Here is a 25,896-nt window from a genome sequence, read left to right as displayed (position 1 = left end):
CACGCGAATTCTCAGAACGTTCCAAGAGTAGGTGCGCACCATGTTGTTCAGCGCTCCCATCCGTGCGGACGTGCGCGCTCACCAACCGACCGAAGAGGCTAACCATGGTGTCATCGCAGCAGGGTCGCAGGGCCGGACGCACCGCTACCGAAGTAGTGCTGGCCCTCGGCGTGGTGGGCACCATCGGTGCCTCGGCGATGGCCTACACCGACACCCACGTCGCCCCCGCGCCGACACCGGCCACCGACACCGGCTCGTCGGATTCACCCGGCTCCGACGGAATACCTGGCGGCACAGTGCCACAGCTCGGAACCGGTTCGGGTCCCTCGCACGCACGATCGAGCGGATCGTGATGACCACTCACTTTCCGGCCACCATCGCGCCTGCCCGAACGGTCGCGGCCGTCGAGTGGCCGGTGTGGAGCACCACCGCCCGACTGGTCGTCACCGAACCCGGTGCGCTCGAGCCGGCCTGCCGACTGGTCTGCGAATATCTGGACGCAGTCGATCACGCCTGCAGCCGGTTTCGCCGTGACTCCGAGATCGTCGGGCTCGCTGCCCATGGCGGCCGACCCGTTCGGATCAGCGCCCTACTGGCCGAATATCTCCACGCCGCACTCAGGATCGCGAAGGCCACCGACGGCGCCGTCGACCCGACCGTGGGGGCGGTGCTGGTCGATCTGGGCTACGACCGCGACTACCCACTGCTCGCCGATACCACTGTCACAGACCCCGCGGTGTCGGTGACAGGTATCCGCCACGCCGATTGGTCGATGATCGCTCTCGACGATCGCACGGTGACTGTGCCGGAGGGGATACTGCTCGACCTCGGTGCTACCGCCAAGGCGGCCGCCGCCGACCGCTGCGCAACCCTGGTCCGAGACCGGGTCGGTTGCGGAGTGCTGGTTGGTCTCGGCGGTGACCTCGCCACTGCCGGACCGGCACCGGCCAACGGGTGGCAGATCGAGGTCAGTGACGGGCCCGGGGAACCGGGCTGCCGAATCCGGCTGCCGGCCGAGGCGGCCTTGGCCACTTCCAGCACCCTGCGACGACGATGGTCCCACGGTGGCCGGCGCGTGCACCACATCATCGATCCACGCACCGGGGCCTCGGCCGACCCGGTCTGGCGCACGGTCTCGGTTGCCGCTCAATCGTGTTTGGCTGCCAATGCGGCCAGCACCGCCGGTATCGTGCGAGGCCGGGGCGCTGTCGCAGACCTGCGCCGGTCCGGACTTCCCGCCCGGCTGGTCGATCGTGATCGCGGAATCCACACTGTGGGCCATTGGCCCGCCGAGCGACACGGAGCGTGAGCCCGATGGGACAGACGGGCCTGGACCAGGCGTTGTGGGCGTTCGGTAGGGGCAGCGGCATCACCGCGCTGGCCATGCTCACCCTGGCGGTGATAGTCGGAATCATCGCCCGCTCCGGGCGGATGCTGCTGCTGCCGCGGGTGGCCCTCGCCGAATTGCATCGCGGCGTCGCACTGATCGCGACCACGTTGGTCGCCCTGCATGTGATCAGCCTCCTCGCCGACCCGCACTCACAGCTGCGGCTGCTCGATGCCCTGATTCCGTTCGCGGGACGCTACCGTCCGCTGTGGGTGGGGCTCGGTACCGTCGCTGTCGATCTGCTCGCAGCCATCGTCATCTCTGCCCTGCTGCGCCGTCGACTGGGCCCCCGGGTGTTTCGCGTAATCCATTGGGCCACTTACGTTCTATGGCCGACGGCGCTGATACACGCACTCGGCGCGGGCACCGATGTCACGCACCCGTGGATGCTCGCCTTCACCGCCGCGTGCGTCCTCGGCGTGACCGCCGCCGTGGCCTGGCGGATCAGCCGCGACTTCGTCGAATTCGGGCAAGCGCGAGCGCGGAGTATCCGATGAATGCCCACGGCCTGAATGCCCACGCCCGTCTGACGACCCGCGACCCGATCAGCGACCCGCCGCGCGGCGCACGCCGACTGCTGGCGGCCGCAGGCCCGGATCTGGCCGCGCATACCGATCGCTACGGCCCGCTGCCCGCGCTCACGAATCCGCCCGCACTCATCGATATGGTGGCCGCCGCCGGCCTGCGCGGGCACGGCGGGGCCGGATTCCCCACGGCGCGCAAGATGACCGCAGCGGCCGCTGGCCACCGGCCGATCGTCATCGCCAACGGCGCCGAGGGGGAACCCGAAAGCAGCAAGGACGCAATACTTCTCACTCGTGCCCCGCACTTGGTGCTCGACGGCCTCATACTCGTCGCGGATGCGATCGGCGCACACGAATGCCACCTCTACGCCCCCGAACCGACGCTTGCCTCGGTACGCCGGGCGCTGTCCGAACGTCGTGCCGCTGGAGCATACGGACACCGCATCCAGCTCACCGCCGCTCCCGACACCTTTCTCTCCGGTGAGAAATCCGCCGTCATCAACGCCGTCGCCGGGCGCTCGGCTCTGCCGAGTGACAAACCGGTGAGCATGTCGCACAAGGGATTACGTGGACGGCCGACGCTGGTGCACAACGTCGAGACGCTCGCGCACGCAGCCTTGATCGCCCGCTACGGACCCGGCTGGTTCCGCACGGTCGGCACCCGCGACGAACCCGGCACGATGCTCGTCACCCTCACCGGCACCGCGGTGACCGGAGTGGTCGAAGTCCCTTTCGGCACCACACTGTCCGATCTGCTCACCCGCACGGGCAAAACCGACCCCGCCACGGTACGGTCGGTGCTGATCGGCGGATACCACGGCGCCTGGATCCCGGCCGGCGCACTGCGGCAGGCGGCGCTGTCGACCGCCGCGCTACGGTCGCTGCACGCCACACCGGGCGCCGGGCTCATCCGGGCACTGCCGCTGACCCACTGCGGACTTCGCGCGAGCGCCGACATCACCACCTACCTCGCTGCGCAGAACGCGGGTCAATGCGGGCCGTGCCGCAACGGTCTTCCCCAACTCGCCGACGCCATGGCCGCCCTGGCATACGGATACGCCGGCGATCCCAGCGAGATCGTGTGGCTGGCCCACCTGGTCGACGGCCGCGGAGCCTGCCACCATCCCGACGGCACCGCACGCTTCGTCCGCTCGGCCCTCGCCGTGTTCGCCGAGGACGTAGCGCTTCATCTTCGCGGTACCTGCCAAGTGATCCACACGCCGGCCGGAACTCGGAATACTCGATGACCGAAGCCGAACCACAGAGCCGCACTTGGCAATTGCGTTTCGACTGGACTCGATGCGACGGACGCGGACTGTGCAGCGAACTGCTACCGGAAGTCCTCGATCGTGACGAATGGGGTTACCCCCTCGCCCGCAACCACCCCGACGGACCCACCATCACCCCTCGACAGCTCACCGCCGCCCGCGAAGCCGTCACACTCTGTCCACGCCTTGCCCTCACCCTGATGTCTGTCCCGCGCCGGTGACGCAGCCCGGCCGCGCCTGGCGGTAATCGCAGCCGAACCGGCACGTGTGCAGCGCGAGAATTTCCGGCTCACCCGCGACCCAGAGGTCAGGGCATGACAACACGGGCGGACAGTACTTCGCGCGACTCGCACAGTCGAATCACGCTGGAGCGCAACCGGTCTCTCTTCTCGCCCCCGCTGCGGCGATCCACCCTTGTGGAAGGGGTGGCGGGCGTCGAGTGCTCGGCTCCTGCTGGAACCACCAATTTTTGATGCTGCGCGATCACTGCGGTCGCCGCTAGCGTGATTACACGAATCCAAGCCACGGCGGTACCTGAATCCGCTGAATCGCGTCTTCGGGTATTGACATCGGAGCCGTTCGTGACTGCGGTGCTGTGGGCGCGAATTACCATGCCGGGCAATATGGTTCGACTTCCGGTGGAACACCATCCGGTCGGTATGTGCACGGTTGGACATCGTGCGCCTCGGCATTGCCCGAACAGAGAAGGTAACAGGTGACGTCAAAGGACGGGCTACAACGCCTCTACAGAATCGGGTTGGTCGAAGATGAATTACCGGTATTGAGCGAGGGATTGAGAGGTTTCTTCGCCCCGCACTCCGAGCTCGAGTTGGTGGCCGCAGCCTCCACTGTGCCCGAACTGCTGGCCCTCACTGCGGATCTGGACTTGGCGATCCTCGATCTACACGGCCTGCCGGATAAGTCGCGACCGAGGAACAACATTCGCGCCCTTCACGAGGCCGGAATCGAAAACATCCTCGTCTACACCACAGGCGAGAGGCGTTCACTGGTGCAGGAGGCCGCCCATGCCGGGGTGCGGGGGGTGATCACGAAGATGGACCGAGCCGATGTCGTGGTCTGGGCGGTCGGGCTCGCCGCCAGGGGTGAGAACGCGCCGACGCCGGAGTGGGCAACCGCTCTGGACTCCGATCCGAAGCTCATTCCGGAATTGACCGGCCGCGAGCTCGAGGTATTGCGGCTGTACGCGTTCGGGGACACAGCCGTGGACATCGCTGCCGAATTATTCCTGTCGGTGAACTACATCCGATACATCATCCAGACAATCAAGACAAGATATGAGGCTCTCGGGTTCGACGCGAGCAAGAAGACCGCGCTCCGCGATATCGCCCGGGAGCAGGGTTTGATCGACTGAACGATGGTGACGTGATGAGGATTCGGAAGCCGTTCACGACTGCTCAGGCGAGTGATCGCGATCAGCTGATACGGATGTTCGCGATCTTCATCGGCACCGGGTATCTGATCTATTTCCTATTGCTGTATTGGCAGTTCCGGTCCGAGGCGCGCCATCTCGATTCGTGGTGGACACCGGTCGCCTTGGTGCTGGTGTTCGGCCCGGCGGTCGGCATGCTGGTGGCGGCCTTCCTTGCCGAATTGCGTGTGCTGGAGAGGATGTCGGCAGTCACGGCACTCGGCTACTTCCTCGCAGTGAACAGTTGGCTGCCGGCGTGGACGGGATCCCGGCTCGAGCAGTCACCGTGGCTGTCCAATATGCCGGGGCTGCCCGCCATGGCGATCGCCTTGTACTGCTCGCCCAAGGTGACCATCGGCTACACCTTCGTGGTGGTGACCGAAGTCCAGCTCCTCGGACAAGCACGGAAATCCGATGTGGTGGAACCGTTCCTGCCGAGTTGGACGTTCGCGACGAGCTTCTGTCTGGTCTTCGTCGCGGCCACTCTCGTGGCGGTCCGGACGGGGCGGTGGCTCGACTCCGCTCGTGCCGCGGCCGCCCGCATCGGCGCTCGGGTCGACGCCATGCTGGCCCGCAAGCTCGAACGCGACCGCTACGGCGACTTCATCCACAATGTCGTGCTCGCCGCCTTGCGTTCGGCGGCAGTCGGCCACGCGAGCGCCGCCGACAAAGCGGCTCGGTCGTTGGCGAATTTCGCCGCGATCGGCGACTGTGCCGACGACGAGCCGTACCGGGCCGCTGCGGTTCTCGGTTATCTGCGCGACGAGCTCGCCGCCATCGATGACCCTGAACTGCGTTCGGTCGATATCGAATTCGTCGACAGTGGAACACGATTCGATGCCGAGCTCGTCCGGACCTTCGGTGTCGGCCTGGGGCAGGCGATGGACAACAGCATGCGTCATGCCGGCTCGGGCGTGGAGCGCCGGGTGACCATCCGGATCGGGCCGGGACGACTGGTGGTCACCGTCGCCGACAACGGCAGCGGTTTCGACAAAGTGATGATCAATCGCCGATGGGGCTTACAGCGGCTGGACAGCCAGTTCGACCAGATACCCGGCGCCGTACTGGGCATCGCCACCCACCGCGGATATGGAACTACGATCGAAATGGCATGGACCGAACCATGATCGGCTCTGATGATGATCCCCGCGATGTGCGGACGCTCCTCGGAATGAACACCCTGCCTGCTGTCGTCCTGCTCGTATTCTATTGCGCGGGCATCACCGCACCCGCGGTGATTGCATTGGGAGCGACGCATTCACACCTGTGGCAGTCGATCATCGCGGTGACCGTACTCTGCACGGCTGCTGCTGCGCTGCTGGCAGTGCGCGGTGACCCATTGCCGCTGCCGACGACCTTCGCGCTGACGGCGGTCGGGCCGATGATGTGCGCGCTGGTTGTGCTGACACCGCCGCCGATCGCCTACGTGCACGAGAACTGGCCGGCGAATGTTTACACCGCCGTGCTCACCTTTGTCTGTGTGCGGGGCCGGACCTGGTACGCCTGGGTGTCGATGGCAGGGATGTTCGTGATCCTGATGGTGTGGACCACACGGATGGGGCAGGGGCCATGGCCAGGCTTTCTGGGTTCGCTCATCAATTTGGGACCGCTACTGATGTCGACCTGGTTCGCTGGGACCATCAGGCCCGCCGCTGCGCGAATCTTCCAGTTCCAGGGCAAACGCGAGGAAGAGACGCGGTTGCAGCAATCACTGATACGGCGCGAAGCCGACCGCGAAGAACGGTTGCACCAGCTCGCCGAGATCGCGTATCCGCTACTACGGCGCATCGCCGAGGGGCAGCGGCTCACCCCCGACGAAGTAAGTCAATGCGGGACGCTGGAAACCCAGTTGGCCGCCAGCCTGCGCGGCAGCGGTTTGGTCCATCCGCTGGTGAACCCCTCCGCCGACGCGGCGCGCACACGGGGCATCCTGGTCAAGATGTTCGACGAGGGGCGCCTGGACAGCGTCGATGACGCGGTGCGTGATCGGCTGATGACCGGAATAGCCGCCGAACTGGACCGGCTCGACAACGGCACCATCATCATTCGCATCGCGCCGCCGAACAATGGTCCGGTGCTGGCCACCGTGCGCGCGGCCAGCGAGACGGCAGTACGCCGGGTCAGATTCGGACTCACCGGCGAGCCCAGCGTGGCCACCACGCGGGCCCCCGCGCCGTCAGCCTGAGACCGGAGATCGCACTACCTCCGAATCGGCGAGCGCGAGAAGCTGTTGTCGCGAACGGGATTCAAGCCACGAGGCAGCCAACGCGCGCCCCCGGTCGAACAGTTCGCACGGACATTCGCCAGGAGGTCTCAACGCCGACCCGTAGGGCAGGCCCGCGAAAATGGTGCGCTCACGGACGGTGTCGTCGCGAAAGGGCCGCGGACGACGCCAGATCATCGGCAGCGCCGGGTGCACGATGGGCAAGGTGACCCCGCCGCGACTGCTGTAGGGCTTGGGACTGTACAGGTCGAGCAGCAGGGCGGGTTCAGGCAGGAACACCTCGTAGGGCACACGATGATGCAAGCCGCCGTCGAAGAGATCCTCGAGACCCGGCGCGGCGGGGAGCGCGCCGGGCACGCGCGTCGCGGCTACGAGCGCATCGGCGACCGGCATGTCGTGTAACCGCAGCCGCCACAGGTCCTGTGGGAGAAAGAGAGTGCCGTGTCTGCTCGAATACACGGAGATCATCAGCGACGAGATGATCCCCGGCTGACGCCGAGATTCGGTCGGGAGCACGAAGTCGGCGAACGTGCGATCACCGACCACCGCGTGCGCGACTTCGCGCACGCGGGCCGCCGGATAGAGCGTTCGTTCGGTCCACAAGGAACGCAGGCTCGGCCTGCCCAGCACCTGGGTATGGCGAAACTCGGCCGCGATTTCGCGCATGCGATGGGCGGGCATATCGAGCGCGGCCGCAGCGGCGGCGACCGCGCCGCCGCTCACCCCGAGCAGCACCGGCCGGACGCGGTCCGGGTGGGCTGATGCCGGTGCGAGGAAATCGACTGCCCCACTGAGCATTCCGGCCATCATCGGCAGGTAGCGGCCGGAACCGCCGGCCAGGATGCGAACGGTCCGATAAATCTGCATGCGATGTCCTACTCGGAGCCGGGCCGGGGATCGAGACGCTCGACCTCCGACTGGACGAGGGAAGTGAGCCGACTGCGAAACTGCTCGACGGTCGTGGCCGCGCTCGCGGCGGCCGCGAGCATCGACTCCGTTGACGTCGGTGTGCCGAAGGTGATCCGAACATCCTTGCCCAGCAACGGAATACGGTGAACGCTGGACAGCGGCATGATCTGCTCGAAGCCGTGCAGGTGCACCGGCACCAGGACCGGCGACTCGGCAGGCTCGGCGATCAGCCGAGCGACACCCCATTTGAACCGCAGCAACTGTTGTGTCTGGTTGATCCGGCCCTCGGAGAAGATAGTCACGACGCCGCCCTCGTCGAGCACCCGAATGGCATCGTCGATCGAAGGCTGGAAAATGCCGTCGCCGCGCACAATGGGCAGGATTTTGGCCAGCGAGCTGAGTCTCGAGGTCACCGGATTGGTGAAACACAGTTCTGCCGCGCCCAGCGTCCAGCGCATCCTCCGCGGGCGGAGCAGCACCGACCAGGGCAGGACGCCCCACATGAGCGGATCGTCGACAGGAGAACGATGATTCGCGACGACCACGACGCCACACGTCCGGGCCTCATCGGTGAGCAGATCGATCAGCCGATCACGACCGCACACAGTCGTCGAACGTGTCGCCAGGGCGAGCGCGCTCTTGCAGATCAGTCCGAGCACGCCGAAAACCAGAATGCGAGCCAAGCGAAAAGGTAGCGTTCCGCGTGCACGCGACGGCGCAGGGTACCGGTGGCGATACGCGTCGGGGGCGCTCATGCGCGTCTCCGACTCCGGCGCAGCCGTGCAAGGACCACGCCGGCCAGTGCGCCGCCGCCGCCGATCGGCATCCAGACCGACGGCAGATGCGGAAGCAGCCTCGCCGCAGCGAAGTAGAGCGCCGCGACAGTGGCGAACCCGAACGGGATCGCGATCAGCTGAGCGGTTCGACTCCACGTCCAGTGCGGGCTCGACAGCAGCCGCAATTGACGATCAAGGAAGTCTTTCCAGTCCTGTGGTGACGTGCCGGCACGTACCAGCGCCAGGCATGGGGCGTGCACGTCGTTCGTCATCACCCGGGTGCCGATGGTCGGCGGCAGGTCGATGAGCGCACCACCGAAACCGCAAGCGGCGCAATAGTCGTCGCTGGGCCGGTCCGGGGCGACCGGACGCGGGTGCTCGAAGACCACGACAACCACATCACGGTAGTCGGAGCCGAGGGCGTGTGACGCAGCAGGCATCGGTTCGTCCTTCGTAGCGGCGAAGTGCCACGCGCTTCGCCTGCGGGGAGGGCGGTCTCGGCGCACCCTGGTTCGACGGTCGAGGACTCGTCACCACGGCATCAGCTGGTAACCGCATATTTCCAACGCCAACGCTAGAAGGACGATTGCGGGGTCATAACCTCAATAGTTGGTGGTGCCAGGTGGGTTCGGTGAGCAGGTCGGGTGAGGGATCCAACTTCGGCCCACTATCGGACGTTTGACCTGTTCGGTCGGTGAAGCTGTTCGCCTCGCGTGCTTTTGGGTACAGGATGTCGGCGGAGGTGAGTCACGGCGTGAGTGTTGCCGGCAATAAGCAGGTGGTGTCCGTATACACATACAGCCGCACCGGTGCCGCTGGGTGATTCACCCGCAGGGCCCTGACCGGAAATGCTTGGTCTGGGGCCCTTTCGAGCTCCCCGATCTGGACTCGAACCAGAAACCTGCCGATTCGTGCTCCGATCCGAGGCGTCTGTGGTGCTCTCAGCGTCTTCTCAGTGATGAAAGCGCAAGCTGCTCAGTGTGGTTTCGATGTCACCGCGTGAGGGTGGTGTCGCCCGCTCTGCGCGTTCTGACGGGCTGAGTGAAGTCGAAAGTCCCACTTGTTCGGAAGTCACCATGACGGGTACCGGTGCTGGTGAGGCATGTGCCCGCGACGACGGAAGGCAGTAGATCATGAGGTACGGTACTGCGTTGCGTGAGGAGATCAACTGTAGCGGAGTCACCCCGCTGATCGGGATCTTCGACATGTATTCGGCGTCGCTGGCGGCGCAGCATTATGGCGGAATGTTCGTGTCCGGCTTCGGGTTCGCCGCATCGTATTACGGTCTTCCGGATATCGGGTTCATTGCCTGGCCGGACATGGTCGGGTTCGTGCAGCGGTTGCGTCTGGCGTTTCCGGATCAGCGTCTGCTGGTCGATATCGATGACGGCTATGTCGACGCGGAAGTGGCCTGCCATGTGGTCGGGCAGTTGGAGATGCTGGGCGCCTCCGGGGTGATCCTGGAGGATCAGCAACGTCCGCGGCGGTGCGGGCATGCGGCGGGTAAACGTATCCTGCCGCTCGAGCAGTATCTGGAGAAACTGAATCTGGTACTCGAGACGCGCATTGATCTGGTAGTGGTCGCGCGCACCGACGCGACCGACGAGCGCGAGATCCTGCGCCGTGCTGAGGCTTTGGCTGCCACGGATGCTGATGTCCTGTTGGTCGACGGCGTGCGCAGTGTCGACTGGATTCGCAAGGTGCGCGCGGTGATCGGGTCGAAACCGTTGTTGTTCAATCAGATTGCCGGTGGTCTCTCGCCGCGGTTGTCGTTGACCGAGCTCGAGGAGCTCGGAGTCGATGTGGCGATCTATTCCACGCCATGCCTGTTCGCGGCGCACGCGGCGATGACCGAGATGCTGCTGAAGCTGCGCGCTGATGATGGACGCCTCGCCGAGATCGGCGACAGTGAGGTCGGCGTGGCGTCATCGACAGCTTTGCTGGAGGCCAACATCTCCCGCCGTCAACCTCGGCGCACCGTCCCGGCGCCGCCGATTGGTACACGGCCCGGCTACCGCCGCGGCGTGGGATTCTCCTGATGCGAACCGGCAGTTCGGACGGGCTGCTGCACATCGGATTCGGTAACTGCCAGGTAGGTGACCAGGGCGAGGATGAGCAGGCCGAGCAGGGTGACGACGGGACCGTCGCCGAGGCCCAGACCGCTGGTCTGCCTGGGCTTGCCGAGCCAGTCGGCGATCGAGGCGCCGAGTGGGCGGGTGAGGACGTAGGCGCTCCAGAAACACAGGATGGGATTCCAGCCGAGCCGGCGGTAGCCGGCCGCGGGGATCAGGATCAGGACGGCGAACAGCGCCGCGGAGGCGGCATAGCCCAAATGCAGTGTGTAGGCGGTGAAGTCGCCCAGCGCGGTGCCCATGGCGAAGGTTGCCATGACCGCGGCCCAGTAGAACAGTTCACGTCGCGTGGTGTCGACGGCGTGGATCGACAGGGTGCGCTCGGTGCGGTACCAGGCGATGAAGACCGCCGCCAGGGTCAACGCGTAGAAGCCGGTGGAGATCGGGTAGGGCACACCGAGAGCGACATGCATCACGTCGGCGGCCATCGTGCCGAAGACACCGACCATGACGACTGCGAGCCAGTAGGTCCACGCGTTGTAGTGACCGATGCGCAGCTGCAGCACGAGAGCAGCAGCGAACGCCAGAAAACCGAGAACCACCGCGATCTGCGGGTCGATGCTGGTGACAAGGAGGTCCGAGGTGGATTCGCCCATGGCGGTGGACAATCCCTTGACGATCCAGAACGCGGCGGTGATTTCGGGTACGCGCAGCGCGCCGACGCGAGTCAGGGCGGAGGAGGGCGAATTCGGTCTATCGGATGGGGTGCTCAACGGGTCACCTTTGCGTGGGGATGAGACGGACACGGCGGTCGATCGAGTGGAACTCGCCTGATATCGAGAGATATGGGCGGACAAGGCCTTTCGTGCGGTGTTCGGTTCGGATGGCGCACTTCCAGAGGTCGTCGGCAGCGTCACCGCGTTGGCGGGCACGGACTTGCGGCAGTATTCCGGATCGGTGCTGAGAGCGTGCTGAGAGCCTGCCCGGGCCCAGGACGCTCGCGGGGCACAGCTGGTCGCAGGCGTTCAGGCGTGTGCTCGGTGCGGACACAGCGGTAGGACGACGCTCAAACGTGCTCCGCCGAGGGGAGATCGGCCGATGGCGACCGTGCCGTGGTGGGCGGCGACGATCTCGGCGACGATGGCCAGTCCCAGTCCGGTGCCGCCGCTGCTGCGGGCACGGTCGTCCTGCAGGCGGACGAACCGGTCGAACACCCGGAGGCGATCGGCGTCGGGGATGCCTGGCCCGTCGTCCTCTATGACCACTTGTGCCGTGATGTCGTCGGCGTTGAGGGTGACGGTGACGGTGACGGTCGAGCGTGCGTGCGTGCTCGCATTGTCGATGAGGTTACGCATGACGCGGGTCAGCGCTCCCGCATCGCCGACCAGGCGGACCGGCTCCAGTCGCGCGATCACCTCCTTCGTCCCGGTACGGCGCGTCAGTGCGACGACGGTGGCGGCCACATCGTCCAGATCGATCTCGGCGGTGCGCAGTGTGAGGCCGTGATCGTCGACCGCGGCGAGGGTGAGCAGATCGTCGATGAGTTTCTGCATGCGCTCGGCTTCGGGCAGCAGCATCGACCCGATCAATGCCTCATCGACGGTATCGGGATGTAGGTGCGCCAACTCGAGTCCCGCCACCAGGGTCGCCAATGGACTGCGGAGCTCGTGGGAGGCGTCGGCGAGAAAGCGGCGCTGGGCGGTATGTCCGGCTTCGATGCGGGCGAGCATTTCATTCATGGTGGTGGCCAGCCGGGCGATTTCGTCTCGGGTGGCAGGGACCGGAACTCGTTGCGACAGTGCGGAGGTGCCGATGCCGGCGACCCTGGCCCGGATCGCTTCCACGGACGACAGCGAGTGCCCGACGAGCGCATAGGTCGCCGCCGCAGCGGCCAGGACGACGATCGGGCCACTGAGCGCCAATCCGAGAGCCACATCCTCGAGAGCGTCCTCGACCGGTTCGGCGCTGACCGCCGCCAGGACTGTGAACACCCCAGCCGCGCCGTGCACCGTGCGCGCCGTCACGCGTAGATCGGAATTGCCCTGGACGGACAAACCGGTCACCGCGCCTGCGGCGGGCACAGTTGTCAGCGGGCGCTCGGGCGCCGCGGCCGAGTACCGCACGATCATGCCTGTGGAGTCGAGGATCTGCACCGCTTCGATATGAGAGGTGGCAGTCAGCAACATCGGATTCAGTTCGTCGGGTGTCGTGGTGCGCAACTGCCCGGTGATCTCGGTGATGCGCGCGAGGGCAGCGGAGTCGACCGAGCCGTACAGGGACCGGTACAACAGCGACAGCATGACCACCGCGCCGAGCAGCACCACCACCGCGACCACAGCCCCCGCGGTGAGCGCCGAGCGGACCCGCAAACCCCACAGGGATGGGCTCCAGACGATCTCGAGGTTGCGCATGCCGATCATCCTCGGTCACAACGGAGCAGATCGCGTACTCGGTCTCAGCGTGTTCTCAGCACTGCTCTGTCAGGGTGGCGGGATGACAAGTTCCTGCGTATCCAGCGGCCGACTATGCGTCATGGTCTGCGAAATCGCTTCCGGCCGCGTTGAATACGGCACCGGGTTCGCGGTGCCGGAGGAGGCCGTGCGGTGCAACATCTGATCGTCACCTATGGTTTGATCGCCATCCTGCTGCTCATGGCCGCCGAATCGGCGTGCATACCCATCCCGTCGGAAGTGACGATGCTGCTGGGCGGTGCGCTGGCGGCCGGTGCGGTGAGCGGGCCGCACCCGAATCTGATCGCCGTCATAGCGGCCGGAACCGCCGGTAATGTGCTCGGCAGCTATCTGGCGTGGCTGGCCGGCCGCTATGGTGGCCGTCCCGCGCTGCACCGTTGGGGCCGTTACATTTTCCTGCGTGGCGAGGACATCGATCGTGCCCAGGATTGGTTCGTCCGGCGTGGCGCGGCGTCGGTGTTCTGGGCTCGGCTGCTGCCGGGCATCCGTACCTTCATCTCACTGCCGGCCGGTATCGCCGGCATGCCGGCCGGTCGATTCGGTCTCTACACCATGGCGGGGTGCCTGCCGTGGACCGCGGGGCTGGCCGTCGCGGGCTACGGCGTCGGCGCGAACTGGAATCACCTGGAAGACACTCTCCGCGGTCCGAGCTACCTCATCGCCGCAGTGGCGGCAGTGGCGATCGTCGTCGTCATCGTTGTCGTCCGGCTCCGAAGGCGGCGCGCTGTCGCGGGCACAGACTGACAGATGTGGTGGGGCGAGACGGTTTCCGGAGTGGTCGGACCCGGCTGGTGCGAGCGGAGTAATGCGTCGTGGTCGGCTGTGGACAACCCCGGGTATCAACCGCGCAAGGTGAAGAGGGCGAGGCTGCCGATGCCCGCGACGATGCAGTAGATGGCGAAGGGTGTCAGGGTCTTGGTCTCGAAGTACTCGACGAGGAACCTGACTGAAACATAGGCGAAGACGCCGGCGGCGACGCTGCCCGCCAGGGCGGGGCCGAGCGTGGCATGGTTCTGTGGCTTCAACAGTTCCGGCGTCTCGAGCACGCCTGCGGCCAGGATGACCGGGGTCGCGAGCAGGAAGGCGAAGCGAGCGGCGTCTTCGTGACGCATGCCTTTGAACAGGCCGGCCACCATGGTGCTGCCGGAGCGGCTGACCCCGGGGAAAAGCGCTGCGATCTGGGAGGATCCAACGAGCAGCGCATCCTTGACGCTGATCGTCGACAGCCTGAGATCCGAAGCGTACGCAGGCTCGATCGCGGGCATCGTCGCTGTGTCCGGCATCGACGGGTCGGCTGTGCGTTCGGTTGAGCTGAGCACCGGATCGCGTTTCTTCGCGCGGTTGCGCAGCAGTTCGGTCGCCAACAGCACTACACCGTTGAGCGCCAGGAAGATCGAGGTCGGGATCGGCGTGCCGAGGTGGTTCCGGACGGCCTTCTCGAGGGCCAGCCCGGCCAGGCCGACGGGAATTGTGGCCAGTATGAGCAAGACACCCAGTCGTGCCTCGGGTGTGCGAATCTCACGGGTGCGCACCACATGCCAGAGTCCGCCGATGATGCGCACCCAGTCGCGCCAGAAGAACACCACCAGCGCGAGGGCTGTTGCGACGTGCATGGCCACCAGGACAGCCAGGTACGGCGAATCCTTGGCGGACATGTCGAGGTCGGTAGCCCACTGTCCGCCGATCCAGGCAGGCAGCAGGATGCTGTGGCCGAGGCTGGAGACCGGGAAGAGCTCGCTCACCCCTTGCAGTGCCCCGACGACGATCGATTCCAGATAGGTGATGGCCATGCGCTTTCCTGTCAGGTGTCGGGTAGTTTCGATCGGTCGAGGCCGACCGGATCAGCCAAGTGCGGCAAGGAGATTCGTGAGCGCCTGCGTTTCGGTCGCCGGATCCGGTGTCGCGGCGCGGACTGCCTTCAGCGCCTTGTCGATCTTGCCGTCGAGCACGTCCCACCCCGGCTTGTCCATCGGCTGCAGGGTGTCCTGGTCCTGATCCCATGCCGTTTCCAGATCCTTGATCCGCGCGGTGGCCGCTGCCTGCCGTCCGGCTTGCACCTTTGTCAAAGTGTCCGAGGTGATGGAGCGGAACTTGGTGATTTCCGCAGTCGGGAAGTGCGCAGCCACTTCGCCGGGGGCCAATGTCGCGGCCGGCGGCGCGGCGGCGGGTTCGTCGCTCGCAGAGGCATGGGGCTGCGCGGACGCCCACGCCAGCAGCGCCCCGGCCAGCATCGCGACGACCGCGTAGTAGCCGAGCATGATTCGCTCGCGGCCAGGGTTTGCGGCCACCGGGGAGGGCCGGTGCTGCGGATCCTTGTCGACGATATCGCTGCGCGAAAGAGTCAGGTACACGACCACTGCGAGGATCGCGGCCAGGAAGAGGACGCTGGTGCGGGCGGTGCCCGCACCGAGGCCGTGATCGGAGGCGGGGGAGGAGAACCAGTCGCCGAGGTTCGCGCCCAGCGGGCGAGTCAGGATATAGGCCAGCCAGAACGCCAGCACGGCGTTCGCGCCCAACCGCCAACCCACGACGACGGCCAGGATCAGGCCCGCCGGCAGCAGCACCGAGGTTCCGGGACTCCAGCCGGTGAGAGCCAAGGTCCAGTCACCGGCGGCGGTGCCGAGGGCGAAGGTGACGAGAATGGCCAGCCAGTAGAACAATTCGCGCCGCAGCGTGACGATGGAGTGGATCGACAGCGTGCCCTCGCGGGAGTACCAGATCCCGAACACGATCGCGAGAATCACGGCGAAGACGCCGGTGCTCAATACGAGTGGTGTGGAGATCTTGTCGGTGAGGATATCGGTGTACAGGGTGCCGGTTACGCTGACGACGACCACGGTGAGCCAATACACGAACGGTACGTAGCGGTCGAGGCGTAGCTGCCACACCATCACCGCGATCAGCACCACCGTGAACAGCATTGCCGTGACGATCAGGCCGAAGCCCAGTGAATTGTTGATCCAATCAGCGAAGGTTTCGCCCACGGTGGTGCACAGGATCTTGATGATCCAGAACCACACCGTGACCTCGGGCACCTTGCTCAGCAGTCGCCGGGGCGTGCCGACTCCGGCTTCGGTCATCTCAGTCACGGGACAGGACCGTAATGATCACTCGCTGTGGCGACGCTGAGAAACGATCGGCCGACCTGTGCCCGACGCTCGCGGTCAGGTCTGAGTCGATGCTGATCCGCCGCCGCGTGGCAGGACGACGGTGAATGTCGCCCCTTGCCCGGGTTCGCTGGTCACGCTCACGAATCCGTTGTGCGCGACGACCGATGCCTGCACGATCGACAGGCCCAGCCCGGTTCCGCCGCTGGCACGGGTACGTGAGGCGTCGGTGCGGTAGAACCGTTCGAACACCCGTGCCGCGGCCTCGGGCGGCAGACCCGGTCCGGAATCGATCACCTCGATGTGAATCGCGGTGGCGGTGGGAGTCAGCCGGACGGTGACAGGCGTGCCGGGCGGGGTGTGGGTGACGGCATTGACGATCAGGTGCTGCAGGACCTGCCGCAGGCGGGTACCGTCGCCGATCGTTTCGAGCGTGCCGACCCCGTCGCACACCACCAGGCGCACCCGGTGCGTCGGTTCGCCGTCTTTCGCCGAGAGCGCCCGGGTGTCGTGGATGACCTCGCTGGTGATCGACAGCAGATCGACCGGTTGCCGGGCAATGGCCCGCCGGGCGTCCAGCCGGGCCAACGTCAGCAGGTCCTCGACCAGCAACGCCATCCGGCCGGCTTCGGCCTCGATTCGGGTCATGGCCGGCGCCGGATCCGGGCTCGCGCCTTGACGGTAGAGCTCGGCGAACCCGCGGATCGTCGTCAACGGGGTGCGCAGTTCGTGGCCGGCGTCGGCGACGAACTGCCGCATCTTCGTCTCCGAGCGGCGGGCGTTCTCTTCCGACGCCTCGATGGCACTGACACCGTGCTGGATTCGGCCCAGCATGACATTGAACGACCGGGCGAGGTTGTCCACCTCGGTATCGACATCGTGGACCGGTAACCGCTGGTTCAGATCGCCGGCGGCGATGGCCGCGGCGGTCTCCTCGACCCGGCGCAGCGGGCGTAGGCTCCGCCGGACCACGGCATAGCCGCCGACCGCGAGCAGTACCAGAGCCGAAGCTCCGGTAATGATTTCGAAGGCCACCAGCCGAGAGACGGTTCTCCTGTTCGCGGTGAGCGGCAGACCGATCGTCGAGGATCCGAACCGGTTCACAACGGTAAGGACCCGCCATGGAGTTGCGCCGTCGACCGAGGATATCGTTGCCGTGCCGAGGGCGGGCAGAGCCGACGGTTCGGGCGGCGACAGATTGGGCACTGTGCGATTCAGGAAGACCTGTCCCTCAGCGGATTTGCGCAACTCGAAGAAGAGGTAGGGCTGCTCGCCCGGTGAGGGTGTCGGAGTCGGCCTATCGGCGAGCGTGGAGGCCGCGCCGCCGGCATTCTTCACCGGCCGCGGCTTGGCCCACGTATCGGCTGATTCGTAGAGCTGTTCGTCGGTCCGCCGGTCCAGCGAGTTCGACAGTGCCTGCGTGACGGCGAATCCGCTGGCGAGCAGAACCAGTCCGGAAAGCGCGACCATTGCGAACGCCAACACGATCCGCAGCGGGATCGCCGAAACCCAGCGACCGGGCCGCATGAAGATACTCACCAGAGGTTCGGCTCGATGCCGAGAAGAGCAGCCGCGCCGCGGGCGACTTGCCGAATGGGGCATCGTGTTTCGCTGCTCACCCGAGCATGATCACGACGATCCCTGGCGACACACTGGAAGTGACCTGTGAATCTCCTGCGAGCTCGGCAAACTGCCGCCGGACTCGGTGTTCACTAGCCGTTCATTCGTGACAGGGCGCTCGGACAACTCTCATCCCTAGGTTCCTCGTGGGCGGCCGGACGGTCGCCTGGTGAGCAAGTTCTCCTCGAACGATCACCACAGGCCCGCTCGATCGGCGTGAGTATCGGTGCGGTGAAACGATTCTCGGAGGATCGAGTGTATTTCAAGCGTGGCAGTGCCCTGCTCGGCGTGATCGCCGCCGCGGGCGCCCTCACCCTGAGTGCGTGTGGCAGCGACAACAACACCACCACCGCGGGTGGCAGCACCGCGAAGATGGACGTGGCGTGCGGCGGTAAGAAGGCGTTGAAGGCGAGCGGCTCGTCGGCGCAGAAGAACGCGATGGATCGCTTCATAGCCGCCTACGAGCAGAACTGCGACGGTTACACGCTGGACTACACCTCGAGCGGTTCCGGCGCGGGCGTGAACGAATTCACCGGTGGCCAAACCGATTTCGGTGGCTCGGACTCGCCCCTGGACCCGAAGAAGGGTGAGCCGGACAAGGCCGCCAAGCATTGTGGCTCGCCGGCATGGGATCTGCCGACCGTGTTCGGTCCGATCGCGATCACCTATAACCTCGGTGACGTCAAGAACCTGGTGCTCGACGGCCCGACCGCGGCCAAGATCTTCAACGGCGGCATCAAGACGTGGGACGACCCGGCGATCAAGGCCCTCAACCCGGGCACGAACCTGCCCGCGGACCCGATCACCGTGATCTACCGCAGTGACGAGTCGGGCACCTCCGACAACTTCCAGCTCTACCTCGACGCCGCCTCCAACGGCGCATGGGGCAAGGGCGCGGGCAAGTCGTTCGCCGGCGGTGTCGGCGAGGGCGCCAAGGGCAATGAGGGCACCTCGGCGGCGATCAAGAGCACCAAGGGCGCGATCACCTACAACGAGTGGTCCTTCGCCAAGGCGCAGAACCTGAACATGGCCAAGATCATCACCTCGGCCGGTCCGACTCCGGTCGAACTGACCGTCGATTCGGCGCAGAAGGCCGTCGCCGGAGTGCAGGTCAAGGGTCAGGGCAATGACCTGGTGCTGGACACCAGCTCGTTCTACAAGCCGACCGCGGTGGGCGCGTACCCGATCATGCTGGCCACCTATGAGCTGGTGTGCTCGAAATACAGCGACGCCGACACCGCCAAGGCGGTCAAGGCGTTCATGACCTCCGCGATCGGCAACGGCCAGAACGGCCTCGACGGCGTCGGTTACATCCCGATCCCGGACGCGTTCAAGACCAAGCTCACCACCGCCATCAACGCCATCTCCTGACCTGCGTCATCGACGAACACCGCGCCTGCACCGAGTCTTCGGTGGAGGCGCGGCGTTCGCATCGATTGCCGACACGACATCGTGGTCATGGCCGACCGGCAGTCGCCACCGTTTCGTCAGCAGTGCGTTCCGGTGCCGTGCCCGGGTGCCTGTCCGAGAGCGAGGTGTCCGTTCCGGTCGCGAGCACTGGATCGGCCTGTGCTGGTCGGGAGTTCGGGGTGTGGGAGCGGCCGTTCTTGCGCCGCACGGCAAGACCTACGGAACCGAGGATGATCGCCGTGCCGATCACCAGGCGGGCGCTGAGCTGTTCACCCAATATCGAGACGCCGGCGGCGACACCGACGATCGGCACGAGGTAGGCGGTCAATGCGGCCGTGGTGGGTCCGAGCCGCGCGATGTTGCGATAGTTCATCAGCTCGGCTCCGGCAGTGCTGATCACCCCGAGCGCCAGCAGGCAACCGATGCGCTCCGGTGTCAGCGCCAAGCGGGTGATGTCGGTCGTTGCGGCCGCCAGCGGCAACAGCACGAGCAGTGCGCCGGCCTGAATCAGGGCAGCGATGTAGAGCGGTTTCAGGTGCGACAAGTTGCGGCGCAGATAGGTCCATCCGAATCCGTAGCAGGCCGAGGCGGTCAGCACTGCCACGCACCCATGCCATGACGTTGCCGTCAGATCCGCGGAACCGATTCCCGCGAGCACGGCGACTCCGACCAGTCCAGCGGCTACGGCCAGCAGCTGCCGAAGAGGCGGCCGGAAACCGAGCAGAACCGTGGCAAAGCCCGCTGTCCACAGCGGGATGGTCGCGTGCAGCACAGCCGAGAGCGAGGCATCGATATCTTGCTGTGCCCATGCGGTCAGGCAGAACGGTACAGCGACAGTCGTGATCGTCAGCACCGCGAGGTGGAGACCGTCCTTGCTCTTGCGAATCGGGGCATCACCGTGGCGTCGATTCCTGGACCTGAGCAACGCCGCCGTACTCAGCACCACACTCGACAGCACCACACGCATGAAGGCGATGCCGAAGGGCGGCACGCCGGGCAGAACCATTTTCATGAGGACCGATGAGAGTCCCCACATCGTTGACGCCGCCAGCACACCGACCACGATTCCTCCGAAGTCATCGACAAACCCGGTATCCACTGCACCCGATCAGCGATGACCTCCGTGTACTAGTGCGAAGCCATCCGCAGGAATCCTATCGCCCGGACCGCGGTTGTGGCGCGGACTCACCAGGTTCAACGGTTGTTCGCTGAAGCGCCGATATCGATGACCGCGTGTTCGTGGATCGCCCTGGACATGGCGCGCGTGCTCGGCCGAGGGGGCGGTGGCGAGCCGTTGCCGGTCGAGGTGCTGGGCGATCTATCGCGCCGTCGGCTACTTTCCCCGTCCGGTCCCGCTGCTGCCCGTCGACGAAGAAACGGCGTCGTACTGAAATCTGGCGGGCCACGTGCTCGGCGACCCGTATGTCGAAGGCGCGCAACGATTTCTGCCCGGTGTATGTCACCGGCTGGTCCGACCGGCACCGGCTCGACGCCCGCGAGCGTGCCCTCGGCGAGTCGCAGGGCGTGAACGGATCAAGGTCGTCGAGCGGCAGGAAACGGCGGTCCGCGTCAGCCGGCCGGTAAGCGGTCGTTATCAACTGTCCGAAACAGTCTGGTGTGTAGTGGATTACGGCTGGACGGCGCAAGCATGGCCGTGTCCGGATGGCCGCCTTTGTCGGCGTCCGCGGCGGATGCCGAACGGCCTCCGGGGATCTGGCGGTCAGGACCGGAGCAGACGCCCGAAGATCTCCACGCCGAGCCGATGGGCATCGGCGAGATCGACTATGGTTCCGCTGATTTCGCGATTCTGGTTCGCCCATATCTGTGCGGAATCGCGACCGGCGAAGAAATTGAGATAGCCGCAGCAAGTCTCGGCCGCTGTTCCGTCAGCCGCAAGCGCGCCGATGAAGACGACGATGGTGCTCGGCTTTGCCGCAGTCCTCCGGCCCACCGGCGGCCAATTCCAGCAGCTCTTCGATTTCCTCGAGGGTGAACCCCAGCTCTTGGGCCCGCTTGACGAACCGGACCACCTCGACCGCTTCGACCGGGTAACTGCGGTATCCCGCCGGTGAGCGGGGTGGGCGAGCCGGCAGTCCACGGCGCTCGTAGTACCGCAGGGTTTGCGCGTTCACCCCGGCTCGGGCGGCCAGCTCTCCGGTTCGCATGTCCGCCATTCTCGACCCTGTGCATGGGTACAAGGTCAAGGGTTTCGATGGTGCGAGACGGATGGGGGTCCGCCGCCGAGCTCGCTGACGAGTGAACGCCCTTCTCCGAGGCGGAGTCGTAACCCAGGCTCTCGGAACCGTTCGGTCGGACCAGATCGGCTCAGCCCGCCGCCCTCCCAAGTCACCCCGGCAGATTCGAGCAGCCCTCAACGTGGCAATGCAGGATGTGCACCGGTCATGTCGAGGCCCGGGCAAGATCAACAGCACATTGCTGAGGGGATTAGCCGGAATCAGCCACGGCAGAGCACTTCTCGACGCTCATACTTGGCGGAAAGCGCGTTCGAGTGGTACCTCAGCGTGAGATTTGGTGCGGCTTTTCACGCTCAGGTGCTACTCGGTCATCGGCAGGAGCGGACGCTCCGCCGGCGTCGGATCAGCACGGCCGGTTGGTCTTCCGATACCTCGCGCTGGCCGGGTCGGTCCGCGCGGTCCGCGGCAATACAGGATGCCTGCCCGTGCGGCCGGGCCATACCTCGGACCGCCAGGAAGGTTCTGGCGGTACAGCTCGGCAATCACGCTTGCGGTGTCCACGCCGAAGGCGGCTCCGGTGCGGCCTTGCTGGCATGTACCAGGAACCTGCGTTGGTTCACAACGCGCATCGGCCCTTACGACACGGCAGGCCCTTGTCCGTCTGTCTAGGTGAGAAACGCGTCGAAGCTGGTGGCGTGGCCTAGTTCCAATACACTCGGCGGGATAATCGCGAAAATCATTGCGGTCTTCTCGTCAGGCTTCTTCAGGGCTCTCGCGGAGCCAGCGGTTACCAGGGCATAGGCGCGGGCGAGCTCAACCAATGCCGCAGGTGCGTTGCCCGGCTGATCCTCGGCGAGGAGCACAGCCGATCTTCCGATAGCCGACAACAATTGATCGCGAGCAACGGTCGCGGCAGAGGGTTCGGCCTGGGGCAGCGTTTCGCTCGCCGGGTCGTGATCATTGGATGCATCCGCGTTCTCTGTCATGGTGCACTCCTCCGGCAGAGCGGTCACATACGTTGTCGCACAGGACATCTAACTCGATCAACCGTGTAAGGATGGCACGAGTCGACCTCGTACGTCCGACCATCGATCAGACCGCCACACACCGGGGCGCTATGCACTGAAATCGGCAGGAGCGCGCACTTCAGGTCACTAGGGTCAGCGACCAGGCACCGTCGGCCGCCGCGATCGACGGGGCGTGGTCTTGACGTGGCGACATTCGGTAATCGCTCGATTCAGCGCTCAGTAGCCGAGTTCGGCGCGTCGCCAACGCAGTTCGCGCTCCATTTTGTGCATGGGCGATCCTGAGAACGGCAGGGCGGCATAATCGACCGCTGAGGCCGCTCGGAGTGCGACAGTGCGCGCCGAAACTGCGGCTCGCTCGGTGAGTCCGACCTCTGCGGCGAACGCAGCCCAGTCGCGGGAGCGTAACTTGCGGGTCCGGCCGGAGATCGGCAGCGCCATCGAGTCATCTCCGTAGACCAGAGTGCACGGTATGTCGAATATCGGTGCGATACCCCATTTCCCAGTGGGCCCCTCTACTACACCGACGTTCTTCGCGTGTAGGTCACCGTTTCCGGTGAGCCAGGCAAAGAGAAACTGCAAGTAGAGGTTTCGACGGGCCACTGCGGGAGCCTCGGCAATCTGCGCGAGTGCGTCGACCACAGTGGCCGCATCGGTCTGGTACTTCGACGCCGGAGGTAGGCCCAGCACCTGTGTCGCATCCTCGAACGCCAAGCGTCGCCACGACCGGCCCTCGGGCACCCGATCGAACCGCCGCACCAGCAGGCCGGTGTCGCCAATGCGGTCAGTTACCAGATTCGCCTCGGCTACAGGGATTTTCATCAACCTCGCCGCTTTCAGATGCACCGCTTCGTTCTCAACCAGACGGGGATACTCCGGTTGCGAGAGCTTGAGAATGAACCGCCCATACCGAGCCGAGAACGGCACGCTGATCATCGACGCACTGGCTTTACGCTGCACTCCCGGCAGCGCATGAGTATCGATTTCGTCGACGAATCGCGCGAATTCGAGTTCCGCGGGCGTGTCTCCCTCAGCCAATGACGGAATGTCGGTGAGCAGCTGATCAGCAGGGACGATCTGCACATCCCCGGGCGCATCACTCCCCACCGCCAGCAGCAGGCTCAATTCATCGTTGATACTGGTTTTGACCGCACGCTGCAACACTGTGAGCCGATGCCCCTCGGGCAGAAGGCCTTCGAAGAAGGGCGGCACCGCACCGGCGATGCCACGCACCGGATCCGGGTCGAGCGGGAGCGTCGTGGCCACCGGCGTACCATGGTTGGCGAGATAATCCTTCTGGTAGCGAAATTCGGTCCCGCCCTCCGCTGTCCGCTCCAGAACAGCGGCGCGCCGACCGGCCTTGTATACATCCGCTCGGGCAACCCGCCGAAGCTCCTCGAGATCCTTCAACCTACGACACTCAGGGTGAGTCCGACCACGTCGGCCACGGCGGCGACAGTGGCGATACTGGTCGAGCCGCTGCCGTGCTCGATCTCGCGTACCGTGCGAGTGGAGGTGCCCGCCAACTCCGCCAACTGCTCCTGCGTCAGCCGATGACGGCGGCGTGCCGCGTGAATGGCATCCCCGATGCTCGATACCACCGTCATCGAACCACCTCCATAGAACGGCAGTATTCTGCCGATACCGTGCAGATTCAATCAGGCTACCTGAATTAATACCAAAATCGGCAAAATACTGCTGATTTTGCAAGTGTCAGTCACGCTCGGTGTTGCACAGGAGAAAACCGGCAGAATATAGCCGATGGAGGGCCGGTGCGGAAGTCTGTTCGGCGGGGCGCGACGGTGCGGGAACCTGGAGCCTGTGGGCGAACCGGGTCATGGCAGGTGCTACCTCCTCGCACTGACCTCTGTGCGCCGAGGGTGTCGAGCGGGCGCCGGACTCATTTGCGGTGATGGAGTGGGGGTTTGGCGGGGTTGCCGACCTGGTGGTGCTGAATTCTTGGGGTTTCTTTGAAAATCACCTGGCGGGACAGGTAGAACGAATATGGCCCTTGACCAGGATGCCTGGTCAAGGGCCATATTGTGGTGCGCCATCAGGGACTTTGACACACTTTCCCTACTCACAGCCAGGCTGTGAGTGTTCATGCGCTAGACGCTAGCCCTCGGATCAGGGCCGGTCAAGGCACTGAAAATTCGGCAATTCGACCGGTGCTAGATGATCTCAAGTGGTTGCCATCTCGATGTCGATACGCCGATCAAACCGACCCTTGTAAGCGTTGGTAGCCCATCTGGTCAGGGCCTACAGGCTCAGCACTACCGTGGCGCCTTCCAACGCCGCCCTTCGTTGAAGCTGGTGGGCCACGGTCTCCGAACTACATCCTTGACCGAGGCATGGGTGTGGGCCGAAGTCATCACCGGCTGCGGCAGACGTTCGCGGGCCTTCGAGCACTGAGCGGAGCGTTGGTTGGATCTAACGTCTAGGCCGACCGGGGATCGGCCGAAGGCTCGTGGTGTGCAAACGGTGCGGGTGATCACGAACCGCGATCTCCAACTGCGAAGTCACCCATTGCATTAGATTGCTTGAAGGATATGCGGCTAGCAGTTGGGGTGATGCTGGCCGCTGCATGTGGAGTGTGAGGGAGGGCGACCGACATGGATCCAGTGACCATTATCGCTACTGCCGTGGCCGTCGGCGCCGCGGCCGGTCTGACCGACAGCGCCAAACAATCGGTGGTAGACGCCTACACCGGGCTGAAGTCTCTGATCGCTCGGCGGTACCACGATGTGGATATCAAGCAGGTGGAAGGTAAGCCTGAATCGCTCGCGAAACGAGAGTCCCTGGCGGAGGATCTCGCCGATCAAGGTGCCGGGGACGATTCAGAATTGCTTGAGGCGGCAGTGGAGGTGATCCGGGTCGTCCGCGGTGCAACGCTGGGTGAAGCCGGAGTCGTAGGCATCGATCTGGAGTCCGTCGAGGCCGCGGCGTTGCGTATCAAGAATGTGCGGTCAGGTGGGCCTGGAGTCAAGGTCAAACGGAGCCGGTTCAATGGTGACATCGATATTCAGCATGTCGACGCCGGGTTCGGGGAGCCGCCAAACCCCCTCTGAGCGCGGCGGGCCGATTCGGACCGGCCGCGCTTGAGGGTCCCGTCGCTCCAGTCGCTCACAAGCGTCTCGCAGGTGACGAAATCTATCTGGCGTCCGTAGGTTTCGCGGATGTCCGTGCTGGTCGTGACATCAATATCGCGTTCGCGAACACCATAGCGCCTCCTGAAAGGCCGATTCTCGTAGGCGAAGTACCTGCGGTGCCGGTGTCCTTCATACGTCGAGATGCTCTGGATCAGGTGAGCGAGGTTCTGGCGAGACCGCACGGTCCCTCAGCGTGTGTGTTGACTGGCATGGCAGGGGCCGGCAAAACGCATGTCTGTCGCCTGCCAGGGTGATGGGACCACCGTTTTGCCAAGAGCATGGGACCGGGTTGCATCCGGTCGCGGGGCCGTGTCGATCGTGACCGATGAC

At 65.3% G+C, this 25,896-nt stretch carries 26 protein-coding genes; 12 read left to right on the top strand and 14 right to left on the bottom strand.

Features of this window, described 5'->3' with window-relative positions; genetic code table 11:
- The first annotated feature begins 104 nt into the window (after nucleotides 1–104).
- From ACH438_RS44935 to ACH438_RS44900, 8 genes are all read left to right on the top strand, one after another.
- Entirely contained in the window at nucleotides 105–353 is a 249-nt protein-coding gene (locus ACH438_RS44935; RefSeq protein ID WP_397017204.1) for a hypothetical protein, read from the top strand.
- Complete coding sequence (locus ACH438_RS44930) at nucleotides 353–1,309, top strand: FAD:protein FMN transferase (RefSeq protein ID WP_397017202.1); 957 nt, start codon at nucleotides 353–355, stop codon at nucleotides 1,307–1,309. The genes ACH438_RS44935 and ACH438_RS44930 overlap by 1 nt, the downstream gene beginning before the upstream one ends.
- Nucleotides 1,310–1,314: 5 nt before the next feature.
- Complete coding sequence (locus ACH438_RS44925) at nucleotides 1,315–1,884, top strand: ferric reductase-like transmembrane domain-containing protein (protein ID WP_397017200.1); 570 nt, start codon at nucleotides 1,315–1,317, stop codon at nucleotides 1,882–1,884.
- Nucleotides 1,881–3,158, top strand: coding sequence for an NADH-ubiquinone oxidoreductase-F iron-sulfur binding region domain-containing protein (locus ACH438_RS44920; protein WP_397017198.1), 1,278 nt, complete (start codon nucleotides 1,881–1,883; stop codon nucleotides 3,156–3,158). Before ACH438_RS44925 ends, ACH438_RS44920 begins: the two co-directional genes overlap by 4 nt.
- Nucleotides 3,155–3,400 carry a ferredoxin gene (locus ACH438_RS44915; RefSeq protein ID WP_397017196.1) on the top strand — a complete coding sequence of 82 codons (246 nt, stop codon included), beginning with the start codon at nucleotides 3,155–3,157 and terminating at the stop codon, nucleotides 3,398–3,400. Before ACH438_RS44920 ends, ACH438_RS44915 begins: the two co-directional genes overlap by 4 nt.
- A gap of 560 nt (nucleotides 3,401–3,960) precedes the next feature.
- Nucleotides 3,961–4,551 (top strand): DNA-binding response regulator, encoded by a 591-nt coding sequence (locus ACH438_RS44910; protein ID WP_397017194.1) that lies wholly within the window; start codon nucleotides 3,961–3,963, stop codon nucleotides 4,549–4,551.
- Between the two features lie 14 nt (nucleotides 4,552–4,565).
- Nucleotides 4,566–5,735, top strand: coding sequence for a hypothetical protein (locus tag ACH438_RS44905; RefSeq protein ID WP_397017192.1), 1,170 nt, complete (start codon nucleotides 4,566–4,568; stop codon nucleotides 5,733–5,735).
- On the top strand, nucleotides 5,732–6,793 hold the full coding sequence (locus tag ACH438_RS44900) for a hypothetical protein (RefSeq protein ID WP_397017190.1): 1,062 nt from the start codon (nucleotides 5,732–5,734) through the stop codon (nucleotides 6,791–6,793). Before ACH438_RS44905 ends, ACH438_RS44900 begins: the two co-directional genes overlap by 4 nt.
- On the opposite strand, the gene ACH438_RS44895 is transcribed toward ACH438_RS44900, so the two are convergent.
- The 3 genes from ACH438_RS44895 to ACH438_RS44885 all read right to left on the bottom strand — a co-directional run bounded on the left by ACH438_RS44895 (nucleotide 6,785) and on the right by ACH438_RS44885 (nucleotide 8,957).
- On the bottom strand, nucleotides 6,785–7,699 hold the full coding sequence (locus tag ACH438_RS44895; protein WP_397017188.1) for a patatin-like phospholipase family protein: 915 nt from the start codon (nucleotides 7,697–7,699) through the stop codon (nucleotides 6,785–6,787). The two genes, ACH438_RS44900 and ACH438_RS44895, sit on opposite strands and share 9 nt — an antisense overlap.
- A gap of 8 nt (nucleotides 7,700–7,707) precedes the next feature.
- Nucleotides 7,708–8,424 carry a lysophospholipid acyltransferase family protein gene (locus ACH438_RS44890; RefSeq protein WP_397017186.1) on the bottom strand — a complete coding sequence of 239 codons (717 nt, stop codon included), beginning with the start codon at nucleotides 8,422–8,424 and terminating at the stop codon, nucleotides 7,708–7,710.
- Between the two features lie 68 nt (nucleotides 8,425–8,492).
- Nucleotides 8,493–8,957 carry a hypothetical protein gene (locus ACH438_RS44885; RefSeq protein WP_397017184.1) on the bottom strand — a complete coding sequence of 155 codons (465 nt, stop codon included), beginning with the start codon at nucleotides 8,955–8,957 and terminating at the stop codon, nucleotides 8,493–8,495.
- A 711-nt stretch (nucleotides 8,958–9,668) separates the two neighbouring features.
- Between ACH438_RS44885 and ACH438_RS44880 the strand changes: the two genes are divergently transcribed.
- A complete protein-coding gene (locus tag ACH438_RS44880) occupies nucleotides 9,669–10,556 on the top strand; it encodes an oxaloacetate decarboxylase (RefSeq protein WP_397017182.1) in 888 nt (295 codons plus the stop codon).
- Here the strand turns inward: ACH438_RS44880 and ACH438_RS44875 are convergent.
- Nucleotides 10,529–11,362, bottom strand: a complete 834-nt coding sequence (locus tag ACH438_RS44875; RefSeq protein WP_397017180.1) for a hypothetical protein — start codon at nucleotides 11,360–11,362, stop codon at nucleotides 10,529–10,531. The two genes, ACH438_RS44880 and ACH438_RS44875, sit on opposite strands and share 28 nt — an antisense overlap.
- A 252-nt stretch (nucleotides 11,363–11,614) precedes the next feature.
- A complete protein-coding gene (locus ACH438_RS44870) occupies nucleotides 11,615–13,000 on the bottom strand; it encodes a sensor histidine kinase (protein WP_397017178.1) in 1,386 nt (461 codons plus the stop codon).
- Between the two features lie 192 nt (nucleotides 13,001–13,192).
- Between ACH438_RS44870 and ACH438_RS44865 the strand changes: the two genes are divergently transcribed.
- Nucleotides 13,193–13,804, top strand: a complete 612-nt coding sequence (locus ACH438_RS44865) for a DedA family protein (protein ID WP_397017176.1) — start codon at nucleotides 13,193–13,195, stop codon at nucleotides 13,802–13,804.
- Nucleotides 13,805–13,899: 95 nt separating this feature from the next.
- Here ACH438_RS44865 and ACH438_RS44860 read toward each other — a convergent pair whose 3' ends face one another.
- The 3 genes from ACH438_RS44860 to ACH438_RS44850 form a co-directional block, all read right to left on the bottom strand.
- A complete protein-coding gene (locus ACH438_RS44860; protein ID WP_397017174.1) occupies nucleotides 13,900–14,850 on the bottom strand; it encodes an undecaprenyl-diphosphate phosphatase in 951 nt (316 codons plus the stop codon).
- Nucleotides 14,851–14,901: 51 nt separating this feature from the next.
- Entirely contained in the window at nucleotides 14,902–16,140 is a 1,239-nt protein-coding gene (locus ACH438_RS44855; protein ID WP_397017315.1) for a hypothetical protein, read from the bottom strand.
- An 84-nt stretch (nucleotides 16,141–16,224) separates the two neighbouring features.
- On the bottom strand, nucleotides 16,225–17,694 hold the full coding sequence (locus tag ACH438_RS44850) for a sensor histidine kinase (RefSeq protein WP_397017313.1): 1,470 nt from the start codon (nucleotides 17,692–17,694) through the stop codon (nucleotides 16,225–16,227).
- Nucleotides 17,695–18,042: 348 nt separating this feature from the next.
- On the opposite strand from ACH438_RS44850, the gene pstS reads away from it, so the two are divergent.
- Nucleotides 18,043–19,158, top strand: coding sequence for a phosphate ABC transporter substrate-binding protein PstS (pstS, locus tag ACH438_RS44845; protein ID WP_397017172.1), 1,116 nt, complete (start codon nucleotides 18,043–18,045; stop codon nucleotides 19,156–19,158).
- A gap of 85 nt (nucleotides 19,159–19,243) precedes the next feature.
- On the opposite strand, the gene ACH438_RS44840 is transcribed toward pstS, so the two are convergent.
- The 6 genes from ACH438_RS44840 to ACH438_RS44815 form a co-directional block, all read right to left on the bottom strand.
- Entirely contained in the window at nucleotides 19,244–20,251 is a 1,008-nt protein-coding gene (locus ACH438_RS44840; protein WP_397017311.1) for a DMT family transporter, read from the bottom strand.
- Nucleotides 20,252–20,917: 666 nt separating this feature from the next.
- Nucleotides 20,918–21,148, bottom strand: coding sequence for an organomercurial lyase (merB, locus tag ACH438_RS44835; protein ID WP_397017170.1), 231 nt, complete (start codon nucleotides 21,146–21,148; stop codon nucleotides 20,918–20,920).
- Nucleotides 21,084–21,362, bottom strand: coding sequence for a MerR family transcriptional regulator (locus tag ACH438_RS44830; RefSeq protein ID WP_397017168.1), 279 nt, complete (start codon nucleotides 21,360–21,362; stop codon nucleotides 21,084–21,086). Before ACH438_RS44830 ends, merB begins: the two co-directional genes overlap by 65 nt.
- Nucleotides 21,363–22,057: 695 nt before the next feature.
- A complete protein-coding gene (locus ACH438_RS44825; RefSeq protein ID WP_397017166.1) occupies nucleotides 22,058–22,378 on the bottom strand; it encodes a hypothetical protein in 321 nt (106 codons plus the stop codon).
- 258 nt (nucleotides 22,379–22,636) lie between these two features.
- Nucleotides 22,637–23,827, bottom strand: coding sequence for a type II toxin-antitoxin system HipA family toxin (locus ACH438_RS44820; RefSeq protein WP_397017164.1), 1,191 nt, complete (start codon nucleotides 23,825–23,827; stop codon nucleotides 22,637–22,639).
- On the bottom strand, nucleotides 23,824–24,024 hold the full coding sequence (locus ACH438_RS44815) for a helix-turn-helix domain-containing protein (protein ID WP_397017162.1): 201 nt from the start codon (nucleotides 24,022–24,024) through the stop codon (nucleotides 23,824–23,826). Before ACH438_RS44815 ends, ACH438_RS44820 begins: the two co-directional genes overlap by 4 nt.
- Before the next feature lie 1,005 nt (nucleotides 24,025–25,029).
- Between ACH438_RS44815 and ACH438_RS44810 the strand changes: the two genes are divergently transcribed.
- Complete coding sequence (locus ACH438_RS44810; RefSeq protein ID WP_397017160.1) at nucleotides 25,030–25,485, top strand: hypothetical protein; 456 nt, start codon at nucleotides 25,030–25,032, stop codon at nucleotides 25,483–25,485.
- Nucleotides 25,486–25,896: the final 411 nt, after the last annotated feature.

Source organism: Nocardia sp. NPDC020380 (assembly GCF_044386975.1).
Classification (GTDB): domain Bacteria; phylum Actinomycetota; class Actinomycetes; order Mycobacteriales; family Mycobacteriaceae; genus Nocardia.
This window is presented reverse-complemented; position numbering and strand designations above follow the sequence as displayed.